Origin of the sequence: Paenibacillus luteus (assembly GCF_006542765.1) — a bacterium.
GTDB lineage: Bacteria > Bacillota > Bacilli > Paenibacillales > Paenibacillaceae > Pristimantibacillus > Pristimantibacillus luteus.
In genome coordinates this window covers 124,187-147,484 of the sequence record NZ_SKCD01000004.1, presented here as the reverse complement: position 1 = coordinate 147,484, position 23,298 = coordinate 124,187, and the positions used below count along the sequence as shown (strand labels likewise).

Genomic DNA, 23,298 nt, shown 5'->3' with positions numbered 1-23,298 from the left:
AGAATTAGCCCGGAAAGGCGGAGGATGCAGTGATCAGGCTCAGCTTTGGAGACCGCGTGATGACGGTCACGATCTACATCATACTTACATTATTAGCTTTTATGACCTTCTATCCTTTCTGGAACGCATTGGTCATTTCCTTTAATGCGGGCATCGATACGGCGATGGGCGGCGTCACCTTTTGGCCGCGGGCCTGGACGCTGGAGAACTACGGGATTGTTTTCAAGGATGAGCGGCTTGTTGGCGCCTTCTTTGTCTCCATCGCCCGGACGATCGTCGGTACGGTTGCCTCTATTCTTTTTACAGCCATACTTGCTTACGGCATCTCGAAAAAAGAGCTGATGGGACGCAAATTTTACATGATTTTGTGTATTATTACGATGTATTTCAGCGGCGGATTAATTCCATCTTTCCTCTTGATCCGTGAGCTTCACCTGATGAATACATTCTGGGTATTCATTATCCCGTCGTTGATTAGCGTATGGAATATGATCATTTTCCGCACCTTTTTCCAAGGCTTGCCTGCAGGGTTGGAAGAATCGGCTAAAATTGACGGCAGCGGCAACTGGGGCATCTTTTTCCGGATCGTCGTTCCGCTCTCAGGGCCTGTTATCGCAACGCTTTCGTTATTTACCGCGGTTTTTCATTGGAATGATTGGTTTGGACCAAGTATCTACATTACCAATGAGAAGCTGCTCCCTATACAAACGATGCTGAAGCAAATTCTGAATTCCAACATCGTCTCGGATCAGATGTCTCAGCTGGATTCAGCGGCTCAGGGTCAAATGGCCAAGATGAGAACCGTAACCAGCAAGTCACTGTCGATGGCGACGATGATGGTCGCTACCATTCCAATCATTATGGTATACCCGTTCGTTCAGAAATATTTCGTTAAGGGTGTACTCGTCGGTTCGTTAAAGGAATAGTCGGCAAAGTATGAAAAGTCGTTTAGAGCGAAAGCTTTGAGCATATAAAAAAGAGCTTGAAAGGGGATTTAAAACAGATGAAAGCAAAAAGTAAACTGCTAGTCCCACTCGTTTCTGCTTTTATGGCCGTATCTTTATTGGCAGGTTGCAGCGGTAACAGCGGCAAATCCGGAAGCGGAGAAACGCCAAGCAACAAAGCGGATGAAAATAACAGCATTACCCCCGCATCAGTCTATGAGCTAGGCAAGGAGCAACTTGATTTTACCCTTTATGGCCACTACGACTGGTACACGATGCCGGCTTGGGGCGGCGATATTACAAGTACTTGGATCAGAGATACGAAGAAAGTAAACGTGAAGCCGATCCACTCTGGCGGCGCGGCACCGCAGAAGCTGAACACGATGATTGCAACTGGGGACTTGCCTGATGCAATCTGGCTGGAGCGTGTAGATGTAGAGAAGCTCCGCAGCGCGGACATGCTAGTTCCGTTCGACGATTATTTGGATAAATATCCGAACCTCAAGAAATGGCTGGGCGAAGAAGGCATTAATATGCTTCGTTCCGAGGATGGCAAGCTTTATCAGTTCCCTAACTGGTATACGAAGCAGCCAAACGGCAACTCTGGTTACGTTGTAAACAAAAAGATATATGCGGAGCTAGGTTCTCCGAAGCTTGAAACGACGGATGATCTTTACAGCTACCTGAAGCTTGTGAAAGAGAAATATCCGAACGTAGTTCCTTACGAGCCGCATTTGGCGAAGGATGGCCAAGGCCTTGACGTCCTGTACTCCGCGTTCAAAGAGAACGATCAGAAGTATCCGGGCATGCGTGCCGTGCCAAACGGCGACAAGCTGACTTCAATCTTCCTTGACCCGCAATACCGCGAGTCCCTGCAATATACGGCGAAGCTCTTCCGCGAGAAGCTGATCACGCAGGATGCAATGACGCAAACAATCGATCAAATTACGGAAAAAGTAATGACAGGTCGCGTAGCGGTATTCGCTGCGGCAAGCCCGACGGAAATCGCGATGCAAGCCCATGCGGAACTCGTGAAAAACGATCCGGAAGCTGGTTATTTCATGATCTGGCCGATTCATAAAGAAGGTTTGGACAAAGATAAAATTTTCCCTGGTACTTATGGTATGCTAGGTTGGAACGTTACCGTTATTACGAAAAAAGCGAAAAACCCAGAAGCCATCTTCGCATTCTACGATTGGCTGACTGGTGCTGAAGGACAAAGCGCATTGATGTGGGGCCCTCCAGGCATCTACTGGGATGGCGTGGAAGCTGACGGCGAGACACCGATCTTTACGGACAAATACACGTCCGAGGCAGGCGAGCTTGGCAAGCTGCAAGCGATTACGACTAACCTGAACTGGGTAGGCAACACGGTATTTCTGGATACAACGAAAGCGAAGTTTGAAGAATCGCTGCCGGTTGAGCAGCAAAACTGGTCGACGCGCTACCAACGCGAAGTCACTTGGAAAACGCAATCGAACGCAACGGAATTCATTAACATTGATCCGCAGTCGGATACAGAGGAAGGCATCATCCGCCAGCGTATCGAGGATCTATACCTTGAAGTGAGAGCGAAGGCATTGTTCGCGAAGAACGATGAAGAAGTCATCTCCATTCTTGATAAAGCGGAAAAGGATGCTCAGGCTGCTGGCTATGACAAGCTGCTTGCATTCAAAACCGAGAAATGGCAAGCTAACCTTGCAAAAATGAAAGCGCAATAAGCGATAGCTATATATAAAACGACGGGTATACTAAGATTTTTTAGTGTACCCGAGTTTTCGTTTTCCCACCGTCATTTTAAAGAGTATAAAGGCCATTACTGCGTTTTTCTAATTGGAGCTGATAACATCATGTACAAAGTATTACTTGCAGACGACGAAAGGCTTGATTTGGATGGGATGCGCACCTTTATTCCATGGCAAGAGCTGGGTATGGAGGTTGTAGCCGGCGTTATGAATGGATTTGATGCATGCAAAGTGCTGGACGCTGAGAAAGTGGATATCCTTGTCACTGACGTCCGCATGCCGAATATGACGGGCTTGGAGCTTGCCAGAAGGGCGCTTGAGTTATCTAAAGATATAAAAATTATTTTTGTGAGCGGTTACCAAGACTTTAGCTATGTGAAGCAGGCGTTATCTCTGAATGCCGTTAATTATGTGCTGAAGCCGATGGATGACCAGGAGCTGATCGATTCCTTGCTTAAGGTTCGCGAGGATTTGGATAAGGAACAGGTACGGCAGGATACCTACGGGCAAATGGTGCCGATCGTCAAAAATGAATACTTACTGCAACTGCTGGAAGGCCCTGGTACCGAAAGTACGATTGAAGTGCTTAATCAGGAATATGAATTAAACCGATTTAAATGGCCGGGATTTGCCGCTGTTATCGAAATTGATGACCTGTCATGGAAGCTTGCAGACGAGGAACGCTCCGAGCAGGACGAGATGCAGCAGTTGGTGGCGATCGGCAACGAGCTTGGCGTTCGGCATATTTGCAAAATAAGCAAAGCACGCGTCACGTTCCTCATCGAAGGCTCGGATCACAGCAAGCTGCCTGAAATCATCGTACGGCGAATCAAGGACTTGCAGTCGTTCTCGATTACTGTGGGCGTTGGCGAACCGTGCGCGTCGTTAAAGGAACTGCAGTGCTCATACAGGCAAGCCATTGAAGCGCTGGATTTGAAAATGTTCTACGGCAAAGGAAGGGTGATCGGCCACGGCGAGCTCCGGCAATCGGAGAAGGAGGATGTCAAGAATCTGGATGCCAAGCTTGAAGCTTTGTTCGATGCGATGTCAGGCTACGAGCTAGTTCGCATTCATGACGAGCTGGATGATTTATTTCAAGTGGCAAAAAACCTGAAATCCAAATTCACGCTGCGCAATTACGCGCTTTATATCGTGATGAAGCTCGATAATTATTTGCAGCGAACGAATGAAAACGTTTTTCAACTGCTGGGCATGGAGCTGGACCATTACGAAATTATCATGCATTTGGAGACGATCAATGATATCCATTTATGGCTTAGACGCAGAGTCTACGAAATATCTGAGACGCTTCAAGCGAACAAGCACAAGAAAAATTGGAAAATCATTAAGCAAATGATCGATTATATGAAAGAGCGTACGCATGATAATATAACGCTGCGCGATTTGGCCGAGCAATTCTCGCTGTCGCCGAATTATCTCGGGCTGATTTTCAAAGAGGAAACCGGTAAAAACTTCAGCGAATACTTTATCCAGCTCCGCATGGAGAAATCATGCGAGCTGCTCAAGACGACTCATTTGAAAATATATGAAATCGCGGACCGCGTTGGCTACCGCCACCTGCCTTATTTCAGCAGGCAATTCAAAGAAACGTACGGTATGACGCCATTGGAGTATAGACGAAAATGACTACACACAAGAAGGAGCATCGCTACATTCCGTTTGGCATTAAGCTGATGCTCACCTACAGCTTGTTTATTATTATACCGGTGCTGCTGGTTGGCTACGCTGCGAATATTATTTTTACAAGCTCCATCCAAGAGCGAACGCGCGAGATCAACCACGGCACACTGGAGCAGATGAAGGATAATATTTCGTATAAAATGAACGATATGTCGCGGCTCTCAGGCATGCTTTATTTTGACAGCAACCTGGCTTCCTACCTTCGCCATTATGAGGAGGGCTGGGTGAGCTATGAGGCAACGACAAAGCAACTGCTGCCAAAAATTCTTACGACCATCGAGGCCGCGAATAATAAGATGCGGCTGGCGGTTTATTTGCACAATGATACGCTGCCCGAAATCTATCATGACTATAAAAATGCCGATCCACTCAATAATGAGGGGCCGTTGTTCGATTTGTATCATATTTCAAGGATTAAGGATAATCCCTGGTATGTGAATTATCCGAAGGAGCGTTACGGCGAGACGATGCAATGGAAGCAGATTGAGGGGGATACGAAATTTGGCCATATCTCCTTGCTTCGGCGGCTTGTCAATATGAATGATCCGATTACGCTTGAGGAAATCGGTTTCGTTCGCATCAGCCTAAGGCTGACAGATCTGTTGGAGAGTGTGGATTCCGAGAAGATCGGCAAGGGAACCAAAATATTCGCTATTGATGAGAACCGCGACATCATGTTCTCCTCCGGAGATACGGATTACAAGCTCGGTGAAACGCTCAGCGAGGAGAAAATCGCGAATTATTGGGTCATTCAAGATGAGCCGATTCCGCAACTTAATTGGCGGCTTGTCGCTCTTGTACCGACCGATATAATGGAGAAGGCAACTGAAAAGGTGAGGTTATGGACAGTCCTGATCTGTCTGGCATGTTATATCGTATTCTCGTTTGCCGGCCTCTTTATCTCCCGGTTTTATTCCCGTAAGGTTTCCAAAATCGTCCGCGTGCTTGATGCCTTCCAAGAGGGGAACTTCCAGAAGAGTATTAACTTTAAGGGGAAAGATGAATTTACGCGCATCTCCGTGGCCTTGAATGAGATGGGGCAAAACATTGATGAACTGATTCAGGAAGTGTACATGACCAATATTCAGAAGAAGGAAGCGGAGCTGGAATCGCTGCAAGCGCAAATCAATCCTCATTTTCTTTATAACACGTTATCCTCGATCAGCCGGCTGGCCAAGTTCGGTGAGGTGGACAAGCTGCAGCGGATGGTGCTTGATTTGGCTAAATTTTACCGGCTGTCGCTTAATGAGGGCAGAACGGTCATTCCGATCAAAAACGAGCTGGAGCAGGTGAGCGCCTATATTAACATCCAGAAGACAAAATTCGGTGACGGCATGCAGGTGCTGTTTGATGTGGACCCTGATATTTTGCGCTTCACAACCGTAAAGCTTATTTTGCAGCCTTACATTGAGAATGCACTGGAGCATGCTTGGTACGGTGACCGCATTAATATCCGCATCGTCGGCAAATTGGAAGGGAAACTGATAACCTTCCAAATTATTGACGACGGAATTGGCATCCACCCGGAAATATTGCGTCAGCTTTCCGACCCTGTCGAGAGCGTAAACGTAGGTTATGGCATTCGCAATGTAGACGGGAGAATCAAGCTTCATTTCGGCGCGCAATACGGGGTAAGCATCTACAGTAAACGCGGCATTGGCACATCCGTATCGATCATCATTCCCGCACAAACCGATGCTCACACGTCTGACCGTCCTCTTTAACAGAGGGCGGTTTTTTTTCTTTATTTAAATTTATGTAATAAAACCTAACATAAATGTTGACATATCCGTACGATCCGAACTATAATTCGATTTAACGTAAGGTTTCATGACAATTGAATAAAGGTTCTCAAAGCAAAACGATGAGAACGACAAGCAGTCTAGGGTTCCGTTAGCAGCGGCTCAGCGTAAACGCAAGTAAACGCTCGGCATGCGGCTAAGCCTGGTCCAAGAGACGGCGTATAGATGGTTTCGGATTCATCCGCTCATCTATATAACACGGAAGGATAAAAGCCTGGGAGATTACTCTCCCGGGCTTTTGTTTTTTTATTGGGAATGTTGGGGCTGGCAACTAAAAAGATGACAGGAGTGGGGAGTAATGAAAGCAACAATGAAAGCAACAATGAAAACGGCGCTTGTACTTATCCTTATCGTTGCAATGTCGGTCATGGCTGCGTGTTCCGGAAATACAAAGGAAGCATCGGGAGGAGCGCCCGGCGATCCGATTACGATTGCGCTTAGTCCATGGCCGGGATGGTATATGTGGTATTTGGTGGAGGAGAAGGGGTTCTTCGAGAAGCATGGCGTAAATGTGAAGCTGGAATTTTTCCCGGTGTACAGCGATTCGCTGCAAGCGATCGCGGCGGGCAAGGTAGACGCGAACAGCCAGACGCTGAGCGATTCGCTGGCACCGTTATCGAAGGGCATTGGCCTCAAAGCCGTACTCGTCAATGATAACTCCTTCGGCGGCGATGCCATTGTCAGTAAGCCTGAGATTAACTCGATTAAAGATCTCAAGGGCAAGACGGTTGCTACGGAGCTTGGTACGGTAGACCATTTCCTGCTGCTTACCGCACTTGCGGAAAACGGGATGGATGAGAAGGATATTAAATTCGTTAATATGACGGTGAACGATGCTGGCCCTGCGTTTATTTCCGGCAATACCGATGCCTCGGTGCTGTGGGAGCCGTTCCAGACGACGGCCGTCAAAGAAGGCAAGGGCAAGGTGCTCTATTCATCGAAGGAAACGCCGGGACTGATTCCCGATCTGCTCGTATTCCGCGAATCCGTGGTGAAGAAAAGGCCGGAAGAGGTTCAGAAGATCGTCGACGCTTGGTTCGATACACTTGCATGGTACGAGGATAACCAGGAGGAAGCCATTAAGCTGCTTGCTGAGAAGGCAGAGACAACGCCGGAGGACTTTAAGCTTGGCCTCGATAGCATCAAGCTGTTTGGCGTAGAAGATAACATTGAAGCGTTTGAGAAGCGCGAGGATTATACGTCGCTTAGTTATACTGGCATGAAAACAGCTGAATTCCTCCATAACCTGGACATGGTCGATAAGTTGGACAGCGTGGATGCGTTGTTTGACCCGCAGTTCGTAAAAAACAAAGCAGGGAAGTGATCAACGATGGGGAAGCCGATTAGACGCAAACCGCATACCTTTCAAATTTTTAAAGACATCGGTCCGAGACCGTTTGCCGCCGTGGCAGGTTTCTCCTTCGTCTTGCTGCTCGGCATCTGGTCGCTGCTCAGCTATACGGAAATGGTTAATCCGCTTTTTCTGCCGAAGCCGCATGCCGTGCTCGTTCAGCTCATTCTGAATCTCGGCAGCCCAGAATACTGGGGGCATATCGGAATCAGCGTATTCCGGGTATCCGCCGGATTTCTGCTGGCCTGTGTGGTTGGTATTCCGATCGGGGTATTTGCGGGCACCTTCAAATTCGGTGAAGCCTTTGTGGAGCCGCCGATGGAGTTTATCCGCTATATGCCGGCAGTCGCTTTTATACCGCTCATCATGGTATGGGCGGGCATTGGCGAATGGGCGAAGGTGCTGCTCATTTTTATCGGCTGCTTCTTCCAGCTCGTACTTATGGTATCGGATATTACGCGGCGGGTATCGCATGACCTTCTGCACGCCTCCTTCACGCTTGGGGCGACCAGATGGAAAGCAATCGAAACGGTCATTATACCGGCGATTCAGCCGCAACTGATGAATACGCTCCGCCTAATATTAGGCTGGGCATGGACATATCTTGTTGTAGCGGAGCTTGTTGCTGTAAGCAGCGGGCTGGGCTATCAAATTATGAAGGCGCAGCGTTTTCTGAATACGGATGAAATTTTTGTGGGGATCATCGTCATCGGTTTATTGGGTCTTGTCAGTGATCGGGTGTTTGCTTTCTTGAACCGCCGCTTGTTTCCTTGGGCATAAACAATTAGGTAAGTTGAAAATTAAATATAGGTTCTCATGATTGCCATTGAGAACGAAATAGCTGTCTAGGGTTCCGCTGAAGACGGCTGACGGGTCAAGTTCTACTTTACGCTCGTCAGCCGCAGGCAGGTCTGGTCCGAGAGACGGCATATCGCGGGGCGGTTCGTCATTCGTTCATCGACTCGAGATAGCACACGGAAGGATAAAAGCCTGGGAGATCACACTCCCGGGCTATCTTTATTTTCAAGAGGAGGAAACACAATGAACGCGATTTGGAATACAAGCATTCGTCCGGGCGGCAAATGGTCAGGCATGATAAGCAGGGGGAGATTGCTGCGGTTTACCGCATTGGAAGCGGGAGCGAACGTGTCCTTGCTTCTCTATCAAGCGAGGGATCTGACGGAGCGCTACAATATGCCGGATACGCTAAAGGCTCAGTATACGGCCCACCTCACGAAGGGCAACGTCCTTATGAGTGATAACGGACGGTCGCTCGCCAGTTTTGTAGAGGACCAGCTTGGCTGGCATGATGCGATAAGCGGTTATACGAGCCGCGCGGTCACGGACCGGAAATACGGCAGGACCGCGTATCAGGAGCAGCGGAATGAATGGTTTCGCAGCGGGGAAGAAAATTTCGCCGTTGAGCTCATTCGAAATGGACTCGGCGTGCGGGATCTTGTGCCACCGGTAAATCTGTTCTCCAAAGTGTCCTGCGATGAGCAGGGACGGATGCATTTCAGCTTGGCGCATTGCGCGGCCGGAGCACAGGTGACGCTGCGGACGGATATGGATATGCTGCTGGTGCTGTCGAATACGCCGAATCCGCTAGACCCTAGCAGCGAATATCCATCCGTGCCTGTCCAGCTTGAGGTGCTTATGGCAGATGCGGTCATGGAGGATGACTATTGCTTTAACTTTCGGCCTGAGAATCGCCGGGCCTGTGAGAATACGCAGCAATATTACCTGCTGCAAGGGTTGTAAGGGACAAACATGGTGGATGAGGAGGAATGGATGATGACTGTATTCAATCGGGTAGAAAGCTCCCGCAAGGAAGAAGATGCCATCTACGATGAGGTGGTTGGAGCGGGTGACGGATGGATGTATGACCTGCAGCCGGGACAGGTGCTGCGCATCGTTGATTTAGCGGGCAACCAGGCGGCGGACACGTTGTTCTACGACGCCGATCATCCGGAGGATCATTACAGTGCGGTTGCGACCATCGCGGGGCAAGGCAACCTTTATTTGACGGCAGGCTCAGTGCTGCTCTCGGAATCCGGCAAGGAGCTGCTGCGCATCGTCGCGGACACCTGCGGTCGGCACGATACGGTTGGCGGCTCGTGCTCGGCGCAAAGCAATACGGTGCGATATTCCCATGACAAGCTTCATATGCACAACTGCCGCGACACGTTTATGCTGCAGCTGGCGAAACGAAACGAAGGCTACACGAAACGTGACTTGGCTCCGAATATTAACTTCTTCATGAACGTGCCGGTAACGGCAGACGGAGGGCTGCAATTTGCGGACGGCGTATCCTCACCGGGCGCTTATGTAGAGCTTCAGTCGCTTTGCCGCACTACGGCTCTGCTCAGCAACTGCCCGCAGCTCAACAATCCGTGCAACGCGTATAATCCAACGCCGGTACGGGTGCTTATCTGGCATGCGTGACATGACCGATGCTTTCTTACTAATGAATTAATATAACGATAGGGCGAGGAGAGGGTACGATGTTCACTAAAATATTAATCGCAAACCGCGGCGCAATCGCCGTTCGAATCGAGCGAACCCTGCGCAAGCTAGGCATCGCCTCAGTTGCAGTTTATACGGAAGCGGATCAAGACAGCCTGCATGTCGATCAGGCGGACGAAGCTGTGCTGATCGGCGATGGCCCAGCCAAAGAAAGCTATTTGAATGCGGACTTGATTTTGAGAACTGCTTTGGAAACAGGCGCACAGGCCATTCATCCCGGTTATGGCTTCCTTAGCGAAAATGCGGACTTTGCCCGCGCTTGCCGCGAGCAAGGCATTGTGTTCATCGGGCCGACGCCCGAGCAGATGGAGATGTTCGGACTGAAGCATTCGGCAAGGGAGATGGCGAAGCGAGCAGGCGTACCGCTTTTGCCGGGAACGGCGCTGATTACGGAGCTTGAAGAAGCGTTGGAGGAAGCTGGAAATATCGGCTATCCGGTTATTTTGAAAAGCACGGCAGGCGGGGGCGGCATTGGCATGCGCGTGTGCGCAGACGGTGAGGCGCTTCGCTCTGCCTATGACGGCGTGAAGCATCTGGCGGAAACTAATTTTAAAAACGGCGGTTTGTTTTTGGAGAAATACATTTCGAGGGCACGCCACGTAGAGGTGCAAATATTCGGCAACGGCTTTGGCGAGGTGGTTACGCTTGGTGAGCGCGATTGCTCGATCCAGCGCCGCAACCAGAAGGTTATCGAAGAAAGCCCGGCACCAAATCTAACCGATGAGGTCCGGGAGGCGATGTTCGAATGCTCGAAGCGCCTTGCAGCCGAAGCGGGCTATCGAAGCGCGGGTACCATTGAATATTTGTACGATCCGGAGACTGGCGATTTTTATTTCCTGGAAGTCAACACGCGGCTGCAGGTGGAGCATGGGGTAACCGAGGAGGTGCTCGGCGTTGATTTGGTTGAATGGATGGTTCGGGAAGCCGCGGATGAATTGACGAATTTGCAATCGCTTGTGAAAGTGCCAGTAGGCCACAGCATCCAAGCCCGCATTTATGCGGAGGATTGTTTGCAGGGCTTCCGTCCCAGCGCGGGGCAGCTGGATCAAGCTTTATTTTCGGCCCATGCCCGCAATGAGTCTTGGGTGAGGGACGGATTGACGGTTACCACGCTTTATGATCCGATGCTGGCCAAAATTATTGTGCATGGCGCCAGCCGGGAAGAAGCAATCGAGAAGCTGATTCAGGCGCTTGGCGAGACAAGAATGTACGGCCTTACGACGAATCTGCAATATTTGCAGGCACTCCTGAAAGATGTGGAGGTTGCTGGCGGGCAGGTGTATACGCAGCTGTTAAACGGCTTCGAGCCTGCCGAGCTTGCGCTTGAAGTGCTGGACGGCGGCGTGCAAACCACGGTGCAGGATTGGCCGGGCCGGGTCGGACACTGGGATGTTGGCGTCCCGCCATGCGGACCGATGGACCCTTACTCCTTCCGCATCGGCAATACGCTGCTTGGCAATGAGGACACAGCCGCTGGCTTGGAGCTTACCCTGCGTGGAGGCTCTTATAAATTCCGCAGCGGGACTTGGTTCTGCTTGACTGGAGCGGATATGGAGGCGAAGCTTGGCAGCGAGAAGGTGGAGCTATATAAGCCGGCGTACGCGGATCGCGGTCAAGTACTCAGCTTCGGTGAGGCGCAAATGGGCTTGCGAACGTATTTGCTTGTTGCGGGAGGGTTCGATATGCCGCGTATTCTAGGCAGCTCGGCGACCTTTACGCTGGGCGGCTTCGGTGGTCACGGCGGCCGCGCTTTGCGAGCGGGCGATGTGCTTGGCTTAAACGCTGGAGCAGAGCCTGCGGTGCTGCAGGAGCTAGCATTGTCTGAACGTCCGCAAATGGGGAGGGAATGGACGATCGGTGTTATTCCCGGACCGCATTGTACGGGAGAATTTTTGAAGCCGGCGTATTTGAAGGAGCTGTCCGAGACGGCTTATGAGGTGCATTTTAACAGCTCGCGTACGGGGGTTCGCTTGATTGGGCCTCCCCCGCTTTGGACGCGCGAGGATGGCGGGGAAGCCGGGCTTCATCCGTCCAACATCCACGATAATGCGTATGCGATCGGAACACTTGATTTAACCGGGGATATGCCGATTTTGCTCGGACCGGATGGCCCTAGCCTAGGCGGCTTCGTCTGCCCGGTGACGACAGCATCGGCGCAGTTTTGGAAGCTTGGGCAGCTGCATGCGGGAGACAAGGTGCGTTTTCATCTGCTGTCCTTGGAGGAAGCCGATGAACTTCGTGACGTGCAAGAGCGAAGCCTACAGGCATTAGGTTTGGGGCTTCGCCAGGGCTTGCCTACCGCAGAGCTCCCTGTGGCAGGCGAAGCGATGAGCCCGGATTATCCGCTTCTCGTCCATGAGTCAGAGGGCCGACGCTTTCCGATCCAAATTCGCTGCAGTGGCGATGAGAATCTGTTAGTGGAATACGGCGAGCTTGAGCTGGACCTGCTGCTGCGCTTTCAAGCCCATGCGCTGATGCAGGCAATCGAATCATCGGGAGAAATTCCCGTACTGGATTTGACGCCGGGCATCCGCTCCTTGCAGGTGCATATTGATCGTTCCAAAATCACCGTTAGCCAAGCCTGCGGCATTATTTTGAAGCTGGATAGTGAGCTTCCTCCGCTGGAGACGATTCAGGTGCCGTCGCGAATCGTGCGTCTGCCGCTTTCCTGGGATGATCCGGCAACGCAGCTCGCCATCGAACGTTATCAGCAAACGGTAAGGCCGGATGCACCTTGGTGCCCAAGCAATATTGAATTCATCAGACGAGTGAATGGCCTGGAGCATATGGAGGAAGTGCAGCGAATTGTATATGAAGCGAACTATTTGGTGCTTGGGCTAGGCGATGTTTATCTGGGAGCGCCGGTAGCCACGCCGATTGATCCGCGGCACCGGCTGGTGACTACGAAATATAATCCCGCGCGTACATGGACGCCGGAGAATGCGGTTGGAATTGGCGGCGCTTATATGTGCGTGTACGGGATGGAAGGCCCTGGCGGCTATCAATTTGTCGGACGCACGATCCAAATGTGGAACCGGCTGCGGAGCACGGAGAGTTTTAAGCCGGGCAAGCCATGGCTGCTCAGATTTTTTGACCAGATTCAATTCTATCCAGTGGCCGCTGATGAGCTGCTGCGGCTGCGCGAGGATTTTCTGCGCGGCAGATATGAAGCGGATATTACGGAAACGACGTTTGATTTGGGGGAATATCTGGCGTTTCTGGAGGAGATTCAGGAAAGCGCCGCAGCTTTCAAGGAGAAGCAGCAAGCAGCCTTCCAAGCGGAGCGCGAGAGCTGGAAGGAGCTTGGGCTCGCCGAGTATGTCGCGGAAGCAGAGCCGATGCGGGCGGAACAGGAGGAGGCGCTGCAGGAAGGGGCAGCCGCTGTACGCTGTACGATGCCGGGCAGCGTATGGAAGGTGCTTGTGCGCCCGGGCGATTACGTCAAAAAGGGCGATACGCTGATTATTGTCGAGAGTATGAAAATGGAGTTTTCGCAGCAAGCGTCCGTAGATGGAGAAGTATGCTCCGTGTATGTGACGCCTGGTGATCAGGTGCATACCGGCCAGTTAATCGTTGGTATTCTGCAGCATAACGAAACGGAGGTGGCGGTATGACAACGATAGCTTTTCCGGATTACCTGACTTTAGAATGGCTGCAAGGCAGCTATGCAAGCGGCCGAGTGACTCCGGCGGTTGTTATGGAAGAAATTATTCGCAGGGCTGAAACGGATGCGGCGATGAACATTTGGATCACGCCGCCAACTTTGGAAGCTTTGGCGCCTTATCTGGAAGGGCTGGCTGCCCTTGATCCGGTGAGCGCTCCGCTTTGGGGCATTCCATTCGCTGTCAAAGATAATATCGACGTAGTCGGATTGCCAACTACGGCAGGCTGCGCAGAGTTCAGCTATAGTCCGGAGGAGCATGCGGCGGTTGTGGAACGCCTCGTAAATGCAGGCGCTATTCCGCTCGGCAAGACCAATCTGGATCAATTCGCAACGGGGCTCGTTGGCACCCGCAGTCCATATGGCGAGACGCAAAATGCACTCCGTCCGGAGCTGATTAGCGGCGGCTCGAGCTCCGGCTCGGCAGTCGCTGTCGCGCGCGGTCAAGCCGTATTCTCGCTGGGGACCGATACGGCGGGATCAGGCCGTGTGCCGGCTGCGCTTAATGGGCTTGTGGGCTATAAGCCAAGCATAGGCTCTTGGCCGCTCAAAGGGGTCGTTCCTGCCTGTGCAAGCTTGGACTGCGTTACGGTGTTTGCCCACAGCTTGGAAGAAGCGCTCCTTGTGGATCATGTTGTTAGAGGGGCTCATGAAGGAGATCCGTGGTCCCGAGAGGTTGCCAAAGCAGAAGCTAAGCGGCCTGCCAAGCTTTGCCTGCCGAAGGAAAGTGTCGCTTTTTATGGGCCGTTTGCAGCGGAATATGAGGCAGCTTGGCTTGTGGCCCTCGAACGTGTGAAGCTATTGAATATTCCAATTGAATACGTGGATTACGAGCTGTTTGCGGATGCAGCCGAACTGTTGTACGGGGGGCCTTTGGTTGCGGAACGTTGGGCGGATTTAGGCGAATTTATTGAGGCTCATCCTGGCGCTGCTACAGCGGTTTCGGAGCAGGTGCTGCGTACAGGGGCATTGCCGGAATACGATGCGGCTTCCTTGTTCCGGGCGATGCATAAGCTGCAGGAATATAAGCAGAAAGCCAAACAGCTGCTGCGCGATGCGGTGCTGATCATGCCTACCTGCGGGGGGACATGGACGCGCGCGCAGGTGAGCGAGGACCCATACCGGACAAACAGCGATATGGGGCGCTACACCAACCATTGCAACCTTCTGGATTTGTGCGCAGTGGCCGTTCCCTCCGATGCGGCTGGGGCACATCTGCCGTTTGGCATCACGCTGTTCGCACTTGCGGAGAATGAGCATCTAATCGAGGCTGGGGCCCGAGCTTTTCTTCAGGAGCCTGCTCGAAATGGAGCGGATAGTAAAGCTGATGACAAAATAACTGTGGCTGTCTGCGGCTTGCATATGCGTGGATATCCGCTGGAGAAGCAGATGCTTGCGCTGCGGGCTCGCTTTGTACGGGAGGCAAGTTCTGCTCCGCGCTACCGGCTGGTTAAGCTGCCAACGTCGCCAGCGAAGCCGGGCATGATTAAGCAGGCGCAGGGCGGGGCAACCGTTGCGCTTGAATTGTGGGAAATGCCTTTGGCTGCTTTCGGTGCATTGATCTCATCCATTCCAGCTCCGCTGGGCATTGGCAAAGTAGAGCTGATGGACGGGTCGGAGGTGTCCGGCTTTGTATGCGAAGCCTATGCAGCAGAGGATGCGGAGGATATTACCGCATACGGCGGCTGGCGCAATCTACCGCAATCGTAAATCATAAATCATAAGAGAGTATTTTATCCGAAGTGCTCATCCGGCCGTGCTATACCCGCTTAGGGGAGCAGCTCCAAGAAGCGTTTTGCAGCTGCTGACAGCGGTACTCCGCGCAGCGTGGCAATGCCAATGCTGCGTGCAGGTAAAGGCGGCTGCAGCGGGATTTCAATTAGCTCTCCTGAGCGGAGTTCATCCCTCACATACTCCCGAATAAGAAACGCAAGGCCGAAGCCGCTTCTGGCGAACTGGGCAAGCAGCTCAAAGCTGCCAAGTTCAAGCTCAGGCGTCAACTGGACGCCTGCGGCTTTGGCGCATTCATCCAGAAATCTGCGCGTGCTGCCCCCCTGCTCCAGCAGCAGGAGCGGGTGTTCGCTTACTCTCGCAAGCTCGAGTCCGCTGCTGCCGAGCCCGGAGCAAACTTTGCCTCCAACGAGTATATCCTGCAGCGGCATGCTGATGCGGAAGTCCAGCAGTGGATCAGAGACGGGCATGTGCACGATTCCGAAATCAATTTTCCCTTCCTTAAGCAGCGCTACCGTCTCGGGTGTGGTACGATTGGTCACGCGAATCCGGATATCCGGATATTGGCCGTGGAATTGCTCCAGGTAAGGCATGAGATAATGCTTGCACAGCGTATCGCTGGCTCCAATGCTGATTTCCCCGCTTTGCAGGCTGTGCATTTCGGCCAGCATCCGCTCTCCGGTTTCCATGAACGTATAAGCCTGCTCGATGTAGCGAAATAGAACCTCTCCCTCCGTTGTCAGCTTTACCCCTTTAGCCATCCGAAAAAAAAGCTGCCCGCCGAGCTTCGCTTCCAATTGCTTAATCGTATGGGACACGGCAGGCTGCGTAATATAAAGCTGCTCTGCAGCGCGCGACAGGCTCCCTATCTTAGCTGTCCAATAAAAGACACGGTACCACTCCATATTCACAATCACAGCCATAACCTCACCTAATATCAGATATTAGAAATATCAATTATTTTTATGTTAATGCTTCTATTATAATGAACCAGGTAAAGGAAAAACAAGTAGCGGAGGCGATTTGATTGACGGTAACAGCGATTGTGGGAGCGAATTGGGGAGACGAAGGCAAGGGGAAGCTGACGGATGCTTTGGCCGCTAAATCAGCGTATGTCGTACGTTATCAGGGCGGCAGCAATGCGGGGCACACCATTATTAACAGCTATGGGAAGTTTGCGCTTCATATGCTGCCATCCGGCGTATTTCACCCGGAGATTACGAATGTGATCGGCCCAGGCGCTGCGCTCGACATCGACATGATGCTGAGGGAGCGGGATGAGCTTCTCGCAAGAGGCGTGCCTGAGCCGCGAATTCGCGTCTCGGAGAGAGCGCAGGTCGTGCTGCCTATCCACCGGCTGCTTGATGAGCTGGAGGAAGAGCGGCTCGGGGCAAAGGGATTTGGTTCCACAAAGCGGGGAATCGCTCCTTTCTATGCGGATAAATATGCAAAGTTAGGCGTTCAGGTGGCTGATTTGTATGACGAGGAGCAGCTATTGCAGCGGCTTGAGCAATCCTTGGCAGCCAAAAATGTGCTGCTGGAACAGCTGTACAGTCGGCCGCTTATCCAAGCAGAGGAGCTGCTGCCAGAGCTGCTTGTGCAGGCCGAGAAGCTGCGTCCGTATGTTTGCGACACGAGCAGGCTGCTCCATGACGCTTATGGGAACGGGGAGGATATCCTGCTGGAGGGTCAGCTTGGCGCGCTGCGTGACCCAGATCACGGCATCTATCCGTATTCGACCTCATCGTCCACGCTTGCGGGTTTTGCTCCAGTCGGCGCGGGGCTGCCGCCGTATGCTATTACGCGTATTATTGCGGTAGTAAAAGCGTACTCGAGCTGCGTGGGGGCAGGCCCCTTCGTAAGCGAGCTGTTTGGCGAGGAAGCGGAGCAGCTTCGCCGTTTGGGCGGAGATGCGGGGGAATTCGGCGCTCTCACGGGACGGCCGCGGCGGATGGGCTGGTTTGATGCAGTGGCTTCCCGTTATGGCTGCATGCTGCAGGGAGCGACAGAAATTGCGCTGACCAATTTGGACGTACTCGGATATTTGGACGAAATTCCGGTCTGCGTCGCCTATGAGCTGGATGGACAAATCATTAAGGACTCCTTCCCCGTTACAGCGAAGCTTGGCTCGGCGAAGCCTGTATTGAAGCGGCTTCCGGGCTGGCGCTGCGATATTTCGGGCGTGCGCAGCTTTGACCAGCTGCCGGAGGCGGCTCAGCGTTATGTCAGCTTCGTGGAGGAAGCTACCTCGGTCAGGGTCGGAAGCGTCTCAGTAGGGCCGAAACGCGAGCAGCTTATCATGCTGTAAACGTTAAAAAAAACAGTATCCTGGTCGTCAGGATACTGCTTTTTCTTTGCGGGGCCATAGCGTGTAGCTGAAGCTGATCAGAAAATCGATGCCGAGGATGAGCGACCAAAGCCGCAAGGCGTTAAACAAAGCTTCGGTCCGCGTTTCATCGCCGACCATCAGAATCATGCTGTACAAGATGGCGGCACCTATGACCCAGGCAAGGAGATGATGGAGCCAGCCGCTGCGTTCATACCGTGCATGCGCTGTGCCGTACTTTGGCTTGCCTGTAGGCGCAGGACCGCCGGCAAAGCGGTGGGCAAACCGCTCGTCCGCCCACTTGATCATCTTGTGCCCGTAGGCAATGGATACACCGATATAGACGGCTGCCAAACTGTGTGCAAAAGTGGCCTCGGAACCGCCGCGCAGATCATAGACGGTGGCGATGACGAGAGCCAGATCGATAAGCGGCGTGCTGTAAAGCAGCAGAGTGCCTGCCTTTTTGAAGCGGAATACATAACGAAACACTAAACCGGCAAGCACGAACACCCAAAAACCGATTTCACAGGCAATAATAAAGGCGGTAATCATGTGAAGTTCTACTCCTTCTGATAAAATGGGGACATACCCGGAAAAACATAAATTTGTGTTTCAAATCAAAAGGGAGGCACGATCGATGAAGAAAATTCTCGTTGTCGGAAGTATTAATATGGATATTGTTAGTAATGTAAAAGAGTTTCCGCTGCCTGGCGAAACGATACCGAGCAAGGAGACGTCTTTTTTTCCTGGCGGCAAGGGTGCTAACCAAGCCGTTGCGGCAGCAAGAGCGGGCGCAAGCTGCTCAATGATCGGCGCGGTAGGGGAGGACCCCTTCGCAGAAACGCTGGTTGCTGCCCTACATAATGATGGAATTGCTACAGACCAAGTATTACGCAAGAGCGGCTCCTCGGGTTTCGCAATCATAACGGTAAATGAAGCAGGCGAAAATCATATCGTATTATCCGAAGGGGCAAACGGCAAGCTTACGGCAGAGGATGCGGCTGCAAGCGCAGGCGATTGGGCCAATGTATATGCGGTACTGCTTCAAAATGAAATTGCATGGGAAACGACCGAGGCGGTCATTGCTGGAGCAAAGGCAGGCGGGACACGCGTTTTGTACAATCCAGCCCCTGCGAGAGCTATTCCAGACGCGGTGTTTCCGCTTATTGATACGCTAATTCTGAACGAGACAGAGGCAGCTGTCATAACCGGCTTGGCGGTTAAAGACACAGAGTCGGCGCAAGCGGCAGCAGAATGGGCATTGGCCAAGGGAACCGATAGCGTGATCATAACGCTAGGGGAGAAAGGCTGCTTTTATAAAAATGCTCAGGGGGATACAGCAGCCGTGCCTGCTTATAAGGTGAAGCCGGTCGACACCACGGCAGCAGGCGATACTTTCCTTGGGGCTTACGCGGCAGCTAGCGCAGAGGGATTGCCGATTGAGCAGGCGCTCTCATTTGCCTCTGCCGCAGCGGCGCTTGCCGTAACGAAAGCCGGAGCGCAGTCATCGATTCCGAATAAAGCGGAAATTGAGGAGTTTCTTCAAAACGAATCGGCTAAATAAAATCGGGCTTGCCAAAACTAACACCATTAGTTTATTATGAAACTAATGGTGTTAGTTTTTATTTGAGGAGGCCGATTTTTATGCGAATGACACGTGAAAAGACCGTTGCTCAGCTCACTTACCTGCCGAACCTGTTTCCGGTTAATTGCTATCTGGTGGAGGAGGAGGACAGCTTGACGCTGGTCGATGCGGCGCTTCCAAGCAACGCCAAAGCGATTCTGCAAGCGGCGGAGCAACTGGGCAAACCGATCACTCGAATCGTTTTGACCCATGCCCATGATGACCATATCGGTGCGCTCGACGGACTTAAGGAGCAATTGCCGAAGGCGCAGGTCTATATCTCCAAACGGGATGCGAAGCTGCTTCGAGGGGACCGTTCGTTGGAGCCGGGAGAGCCAAATACGCCGATTCGCGGTGGCGTTCCCAAGCAGATTCGGACGATTCCGGATATCTTGCTGCAAGACGGAGACCGCGTCGGTTCTTTGCTCACTGTAGCTGCGCCAGGTCATACACCAGGCTCTATGGCCTTTCTGGATACAAGAAATCATATTTTAATCGTTGGGGATGCCTTCCAAACCAGAGCAGGCGTAGCGGTCGCGGGACAGATGAAGCTGCTTTTCCCATTTCCGGCGCTTGCTACCTGGGACAAACGGACAAGTCTGGCGTCGGCTCGCCGGTTGGGCGAATTGAAGCCGTCGGTGCTTGCCGCTGGGCATGGCAATATGGTGATTCAGCCAAAGCTGCTCATGGATAAGGCGATTGCCGAGGCAGAGCGGGCTTTGTCAAAATAAAGAAGGGAGCTGTAAGCATGTCGCCTAGAAAAGGGCTGGATTTAACGACGATTGTTGAGGCCGCGGCCGCGATTGCGGATGAGCAGGGTATACAGGAAGTCACGCTGGCCTCGCTTGCACAGAAGCTTGGCGTTCGTTCTCCTTCGCTATATAACCATGTGAATGGATTAAAGGGACTGCGGAACCAGCTTGCAATCTATGGTCTAGGTAAACTGACGGATGTTATTAATGGCGCTCTAGAGGGCAAAAAGGGCGATGAGGCTATTCATGCGATTGCTGCCGCCTATATCGCTTTCGCTAGGAAGCATCCAGGCTTATATGAGCTTACTTTACGCTCGCCGGATGCGGATGATGCCGTCTATGCGGCTAGCGCGCAGGTGCTGGTCGAGCTGCTCGTGGATAGGCTGAGCTTCTACAAGTTGGACCGCGACACGTCCATTCATATCGTAAGAGGATTTCGCAGCATTTTGCACGGATTTGCAGCGATCGAGCAAAAAGGCGGCTTCGGAATGCCGCAAGCGGTTGATGAAAGCTTGAAAATGATCATTCAAACCTATATTCATGGATTACGTATGCATGAGCAATGAACGAAAGTGATTAGAGTGTGTGGAGACGCTTTGGATGCGCATGGATGAAAAAAATAAGCTGTCCTTGACGCCTATCGACGTCAAAAACAGCTTATTTAAGTTTTATGTTAGTAGGCTTGCTGAATCAATGCAGCTGCGCCAATGAGCCCGGCATCCTGCTGCAGCAGTGCCGGCACGATGGCGGTTTCTCTGCCCGAAGGGTTGAGTGCATGCTTGGATACATACGCTTTAACGGCTGAGAAAAGTGGGTCGCCCACTTGTGATACGCCGCCGCCGATTACGATTTTGCTTGGGTCCAAAATATTGATAAGGGAGACGCAGCCCATGCCGATTGATTTGAATACGCGGTTCACCAGCTCGGACATTTGTACGTCGCCCTGTGCCGCCAGCTCGAAAGCTTCCTTGGAAGTGACTTCCCGGCCCAGCAGCTCCGTCGCTTGACGCGCTACAGCGGTACCGGAGGCAACAACCTCCCAAGGCGTGCCAGCTTCATCCATAATCATAAAGCCTGCGTCGCCCGCATTGCCTGTCGACCCGGTCAGCAGCTTGCCATGCATAAAGATGCCTGCGCCAATGCCGGTGCTGATGGTAATAAAGATGAAATGCTCCGAATCCTGTGCCGCACCGATCCATTTCTCGGCCAGCGCAGCCGCGGTAGCGTCATTCTCCATTTTAATAGGAAGAGGAAGATGTTTTTTGAGCTCTGCTACCACGGGGAAGCCCCACCAGCTCTTTAGGTTGGGCGGGCAGGTTAGCTCGCCTTTCAGTGTATTGAGCGGCCCAGGAGCGCCAACGCCTACGCCCTTTAAGGTTTCTATCGCCAGTCCGTTTTGTTCAGCCAGTTCTTTGACCGCGTCCGCGACGCGCGTAAGCATAACGGCAGGCTCTACCGTCAGATCGGTTTTTAATGAGCCCTTGGCTATAACGGCTCCTTGCTCGTCTACGAATCCAAATGCTATTTTTGTGCCGCCAATGTCAATTCCTACTGCTATACTCACAAAATACCCTCCAATAATATCAAAAGTTGCTGTAACGCTTTGAGAAAAAGTCTATCATACTCATGGAATATTAGGAAGTTTAACGCGCAATTAAACCAGCGGGAGAACAAAAGAATACCCTTTCAATTTATGCTGTACAAAAAGGCGGGAGTGTAGTAATATCCAATCGAATGAAGTGCTAGAGAGAGGATCCTTTGCGGCGCAAGGGGTCCTCTGGCCGTTTACAACCAACATAGAGAAGAAGGTAGCTATCCAAATGGAATCCGAAGCCAAACCAAGCTCGCGACTATTGAAATTCGGCATGCCGATGACTGCAAATGTATGGAAAAATGCCCGTATCGATCTGGGAGCCTCCTGTCTGTTCAGCTTATTTAATGTGGTTTTGAATCAGTTTTACGTCGCGTTTGCCATTCAACAGGGGGCCAGCAATTTACAGGTAGGCTTGCTGTCGGCAGCGCCTGCGGTAGGGCTGTTGTTCTCGCCTTTCTGGGCAAGCTGGATCGAGAAGGCCAATAACCCGAAACCGTTCGTCATGCTGCCGAATGCGGTCGGAAGATTGCTGCTTCTGCTGCCGGCATTTTTTGCTTATCCATCCGTTTATGTAGCTACCGCTCTTCTCTTTCAATTATTAATGGGGATACAGGCGCCTGCCTATGCGGCACTGGTATCGCGGATGTACCCTTCTGATTTGCGCGGCCGCCTCATGGGCTACGTTCGGGTAGCGATGGGCATTATTATGATCCCGCTTGCGTATTTTGTAGGAAGCTGGTCGGATGCATTCGATCCATCGGGGCCGCTTATCGCAGCTTCCATAGCGGGCTTTCTCTCCATTGGCTTATTTAGCACGGTAAAGCTGCCTGCGGGGAAAGCTCCTGCAAAGCCCTCGATGCTCAAAAAAACGAGCCGCTTTCCGCTGCAAGAGCAGTGGAAGCTGGTGAAGGAAAATAAGACGCTTGCCGTCTTCCTGGCGGCCACTACCTTTTCGGGCTTCGGCAATATGCTGGCGAATCCGCTTTATCAAATTATTCAAGTCGATGTGCTTGAACTGTCCAATGTTCAAATCGGCTTTGCCCGCGTAGCTTATTTCTCAGCGCTGCTGCTAACATTCTTGATAGCCGGCTGGATGATTGACCGGATTGACATCAAATATACACTGCTCTGCGGAATAGCCGCTTATGCGATCGTGCCAATGATTTATGGTCTTTGGGGCAGCTACGCGGCGGTGATTACCGGGAATGCCATTCAAGGCATCGGGGAAGCGATCTGGGATATCGGCATCCTTGCCTTTGTATTCCGGCTTGCGCCAGGACGAGAAGCAATGGTATTCGGCTTGCATTTAATGCTGTTCGGCTTTCGAGGAACCGTAGGCCCAATTCTAAGCTCTTCGCTGTCGAGCAGTGTGTCTTTGACCATCTTATTAATTATTGCCTCCATTTGCGGCTGGATCGGAACGCTGCTATTTCTGTCAGGGAATTGGAAGCGAAGGCAGCTAAGACCATAAGTTAAGCTCTCCTTCAGTTGTCGTTCATCTCTCGTTCATATTCGAATGCTAGAATTCGTTATGGACATAA

18 protein-coding genes and 2 riboswitches are annotated in these 23,298 nt (G+C 51.9%); of the genes, 15 read left to right on the top strand and 3 right to left on the bottom strand.

What is annotated here, in order from left to right; translation table 11 throughout:
- Positions 1-29: 29 nt before the first annotated feature.
- The 10 genes from E0496_RS03315 to atzF all read left to right on the top strand — a co-directional run bounded on the left by E0496_RS03315 (position 30) and on the right by atzF (position 15,440).
- Positions 30-926 (top strand): carbohydrate ABC transporter permease, encoded by an 897-nt coding sequence (locus E0496_RS03315; RefSeq protein WP_141500246.1) that lies wholly within the window; start codon positions 30-32, stop codon positions 924-926.
- A gap of 77 nt (positions 927-1,003) precedes the next feature.
- Entirely contained in the window at positions 1,004-2,665 is a 1,662-nt protein-coding gene (locus tag E0496_RS03310) for an extracellular solute-binding protein (RefSeq protein ID WP_141500244.1), read from the top strand.
- Positions 2,666-2,794: 129 nt separating this feature from the next.
- A complete protein-coding gene (locus E0496_RS03305; RefSeq protein WP_141500243.1) occupies positions 2,795-4,336 on the top strand; it encodes a response regulator in 1,542 nt (513 codons plus the stop codon).
- The gene (locus E0496_RS03300; RefSeq protein ID WP_141500242.1) at positions 4,333-6,114 is read left to right on the top strand and encodes a cache domain-containing sensor histidine kinase; all 1,782 of its coding nucleotides are present in this window, start codon (positions 4,333-4,335) and stop codon (positions 6,112-6,114) included. The genes E0496_RS03305 and E0496_RS03300 overlap by 4 nt, the downstream gene beginning before the upstream one ends.
- Positions 6,115-6,261: 147 nt before the next feature.
- A riboswitch (guanidine-I (ykkC/yxkD leader) is annotated at positions 6,262-6,415 on the top strand.
- A gap of 75 nt (positions 6,416-6,490) precedes the next feature.
- Positions 6,491-7,516 carry an ABC transporter substrate-binding protein gene (locus E0496_RS03295; protein WP_241674543.1) on the top strand — a complete coding sequence of 342 codons (1,026 nt, stop codon included), beginning with the start codon at positions 6,491-6,493 and terminating at the stop codon, positions 7,514-7,516.
- Between the two features lie 6 nt (positions 7,517-7,522).
- The gene (locus E0496_RS03290) at positions 7,523-8,323 is read left to right on the top strand and encodes an ABC transporter permease (RefSeq protein ID WP_141500240.1); all 801 of its coding nucleotides are present in this window, start codon (positions 7,523-7,525) and stop codon (positions 8,321-8,323) included.
- 54 nt (positions 8,324-8,377) lie between these two features.
- A riboswitch (guanidine-I (ykkC/yxkD leader) is annotated at positions 8,378-8,542 on the top strand.
- Positions 8,543-8,584: 42 nt separating this feature from the next.
- Positions 8,585-9,304 (top strand): urea amidolyase associated protein UAAP1, encoded by a 720-nt coding sequence (locus E0496_RS03285; protein ID WP_141500239.1) that lies wholly within the window; start codon positions 8,585-8,587, stop codon positions 9,302-9,304.
- 33 nt (positions 9,305-9,337) lie between these two features.
- The gene (locus E0496_RS03280) at positions 9,338-9,988 is read left to right on the top strand and encodes an urea amidolyase associated protein UAAP2 (RefSeq protein ID WP_141500283.1); all 651 of its coding nucleotides are present in this window, start codon (positions 9,338-9,340) and stop codon (positions 9,986-9,988) included.
- A 59-nt stretch (positions 9,989-10,047) separates the two neighbouring features.
- Entirely contained in the window at positions 10,048-13,683 is a 3,636-nt protein-coding gene (gene uca / locus E0496_RS03275) for an urea carboxylase (RefSeq protein WP_141500238.1), read from the top strand.
- Complete coding sequence (gene atzF / locus E0496_RS03270; protein WP_141500236.1) at positions 13,680-15,440, top strand: allophanate hydrolase; 1,761 nt, start codon at positions 13,680-13,682, stop codon at positions 15,438-15,440. The genes uca and atzF overlap by 4 nt, the downstream gene beginning before the upstream one ends.
- Before the next feature lie 59 nt (positions 15,441-15,499).
- Here the strand turns inward: atzF and E0496_RS03265 are convergent, their stop codons facing one another.
- Entirely contained in the window at positions 15,500-16,378 is an 879-nt protein-coding gene (locus E0496_RS03265) for a LysR family transcriptional regulator (protein WP_141500282.1), read from the bottom strand.
- A gap of 110 nt (positions 16,379-16,488) precedes the next feature.
- On the opposite strand from E0496_RS03265, the gene E0496_RS03260 reads away from it, so the two are divergent.
- Positions 16,489-17,769, top strand: a complete 1,281-nt coding sequence (locus E0496_RS03260; protein WP_141500235.1) for an adenylosuccinate synthase — start codon at positions 16,489-16,491, stop codon at positions 17,767-17,769.
- A gap of 27 nt (positions 17,770-17,796) precedes the next feature.
- Here the strand turns inward: E0496_RS03260 and E0496_RS03255 are convergent, their stop codons facing one another.
- A complete protein-coding gene (locus E0496_RS03255) occupies positions 17,797-18,339 on the bottom strand; it encodes a hypothetical protein (protein WP_141500234.1) in 543 nt (180 codons plus the stop codon).
- 85 nt (positions 18,340-18,424) lie between these two features.
- On the opposite strand from E0496_RS03255, the gene rbsK reads away from it, so the two are divergent.
- The 3 genes from rbsK (at position 18,425) to E0496_RS03240 (ending at position 20,729) form a co-directional block, all read left to right on the top strand.
- Positions 18,425-19,351: a ribokinase gene (gene rbsK, locus E0496_RS03250; protein ID WP_141500233.1), complete on the top strand. Its 927-nt coding sequence runs from the start codon at positions 18,425-18,427 to the stop codon at positions 19,349-19,351.
- A gap of 80 nt (positions 19,352-19,431) precedes the next feature.
- The gene (locus E0496_RS03245) at positions 19,432-20,142 is read left to right on the top strand and encodes an MBL fold metallo-hydrolase (RefSeq protein WP_141500231.1); all 711 of its coding nucleotides are present in this window, start codon (positions 19,432-19,434) and stop codon (positions 20,140-20,142) included.
- Positions 20,143-20,159: 17 nt separating this feature from the next.
- Complete coding sequence (locus E0496_RS03240; RefSeq protein ID WP_141500229.1) at positions 20,160-20,729, top strand: TetR/AcrR family transcriptional regulator; 570 nt, start codon at positions 20,160-20,162, stop codon at positions 20,727-20,729.
- Between the two features lie 107 nt (positions 20,730-20,836).
- Here the strand turns inward: E0496_RS03240 and E0496_RS03235 are convergent, their stop codons facing one another.
- Positions 20,837-21,727 (bottom strand): ROK family protein, encoded by an 891-nt coding sequence (locus tag E0496_RS03235; RefSeq protein WP_141500227.1) that lies wholly within the window; start codon positions 21,725-21,727, stop codon positions 20,837-20,839.
- 175 nt (positions 21,728-21,902) lie between these two features.
- On the opposite strand from E0496_RS03235, the gene E0496_RS03230 reads away from it, so the two are divergent.
- Positions 21,903-23,228, top strand: coding sequence for an MFS transporter (locus E0496_RS03230; protein WP_241674542.1), 1,326 nt, complete (start codon positions 21,903-21,905; stop codon positions 23,226-23,228).
- Positions 23,229-23,298: the final 70 nt, after the last annotated feature.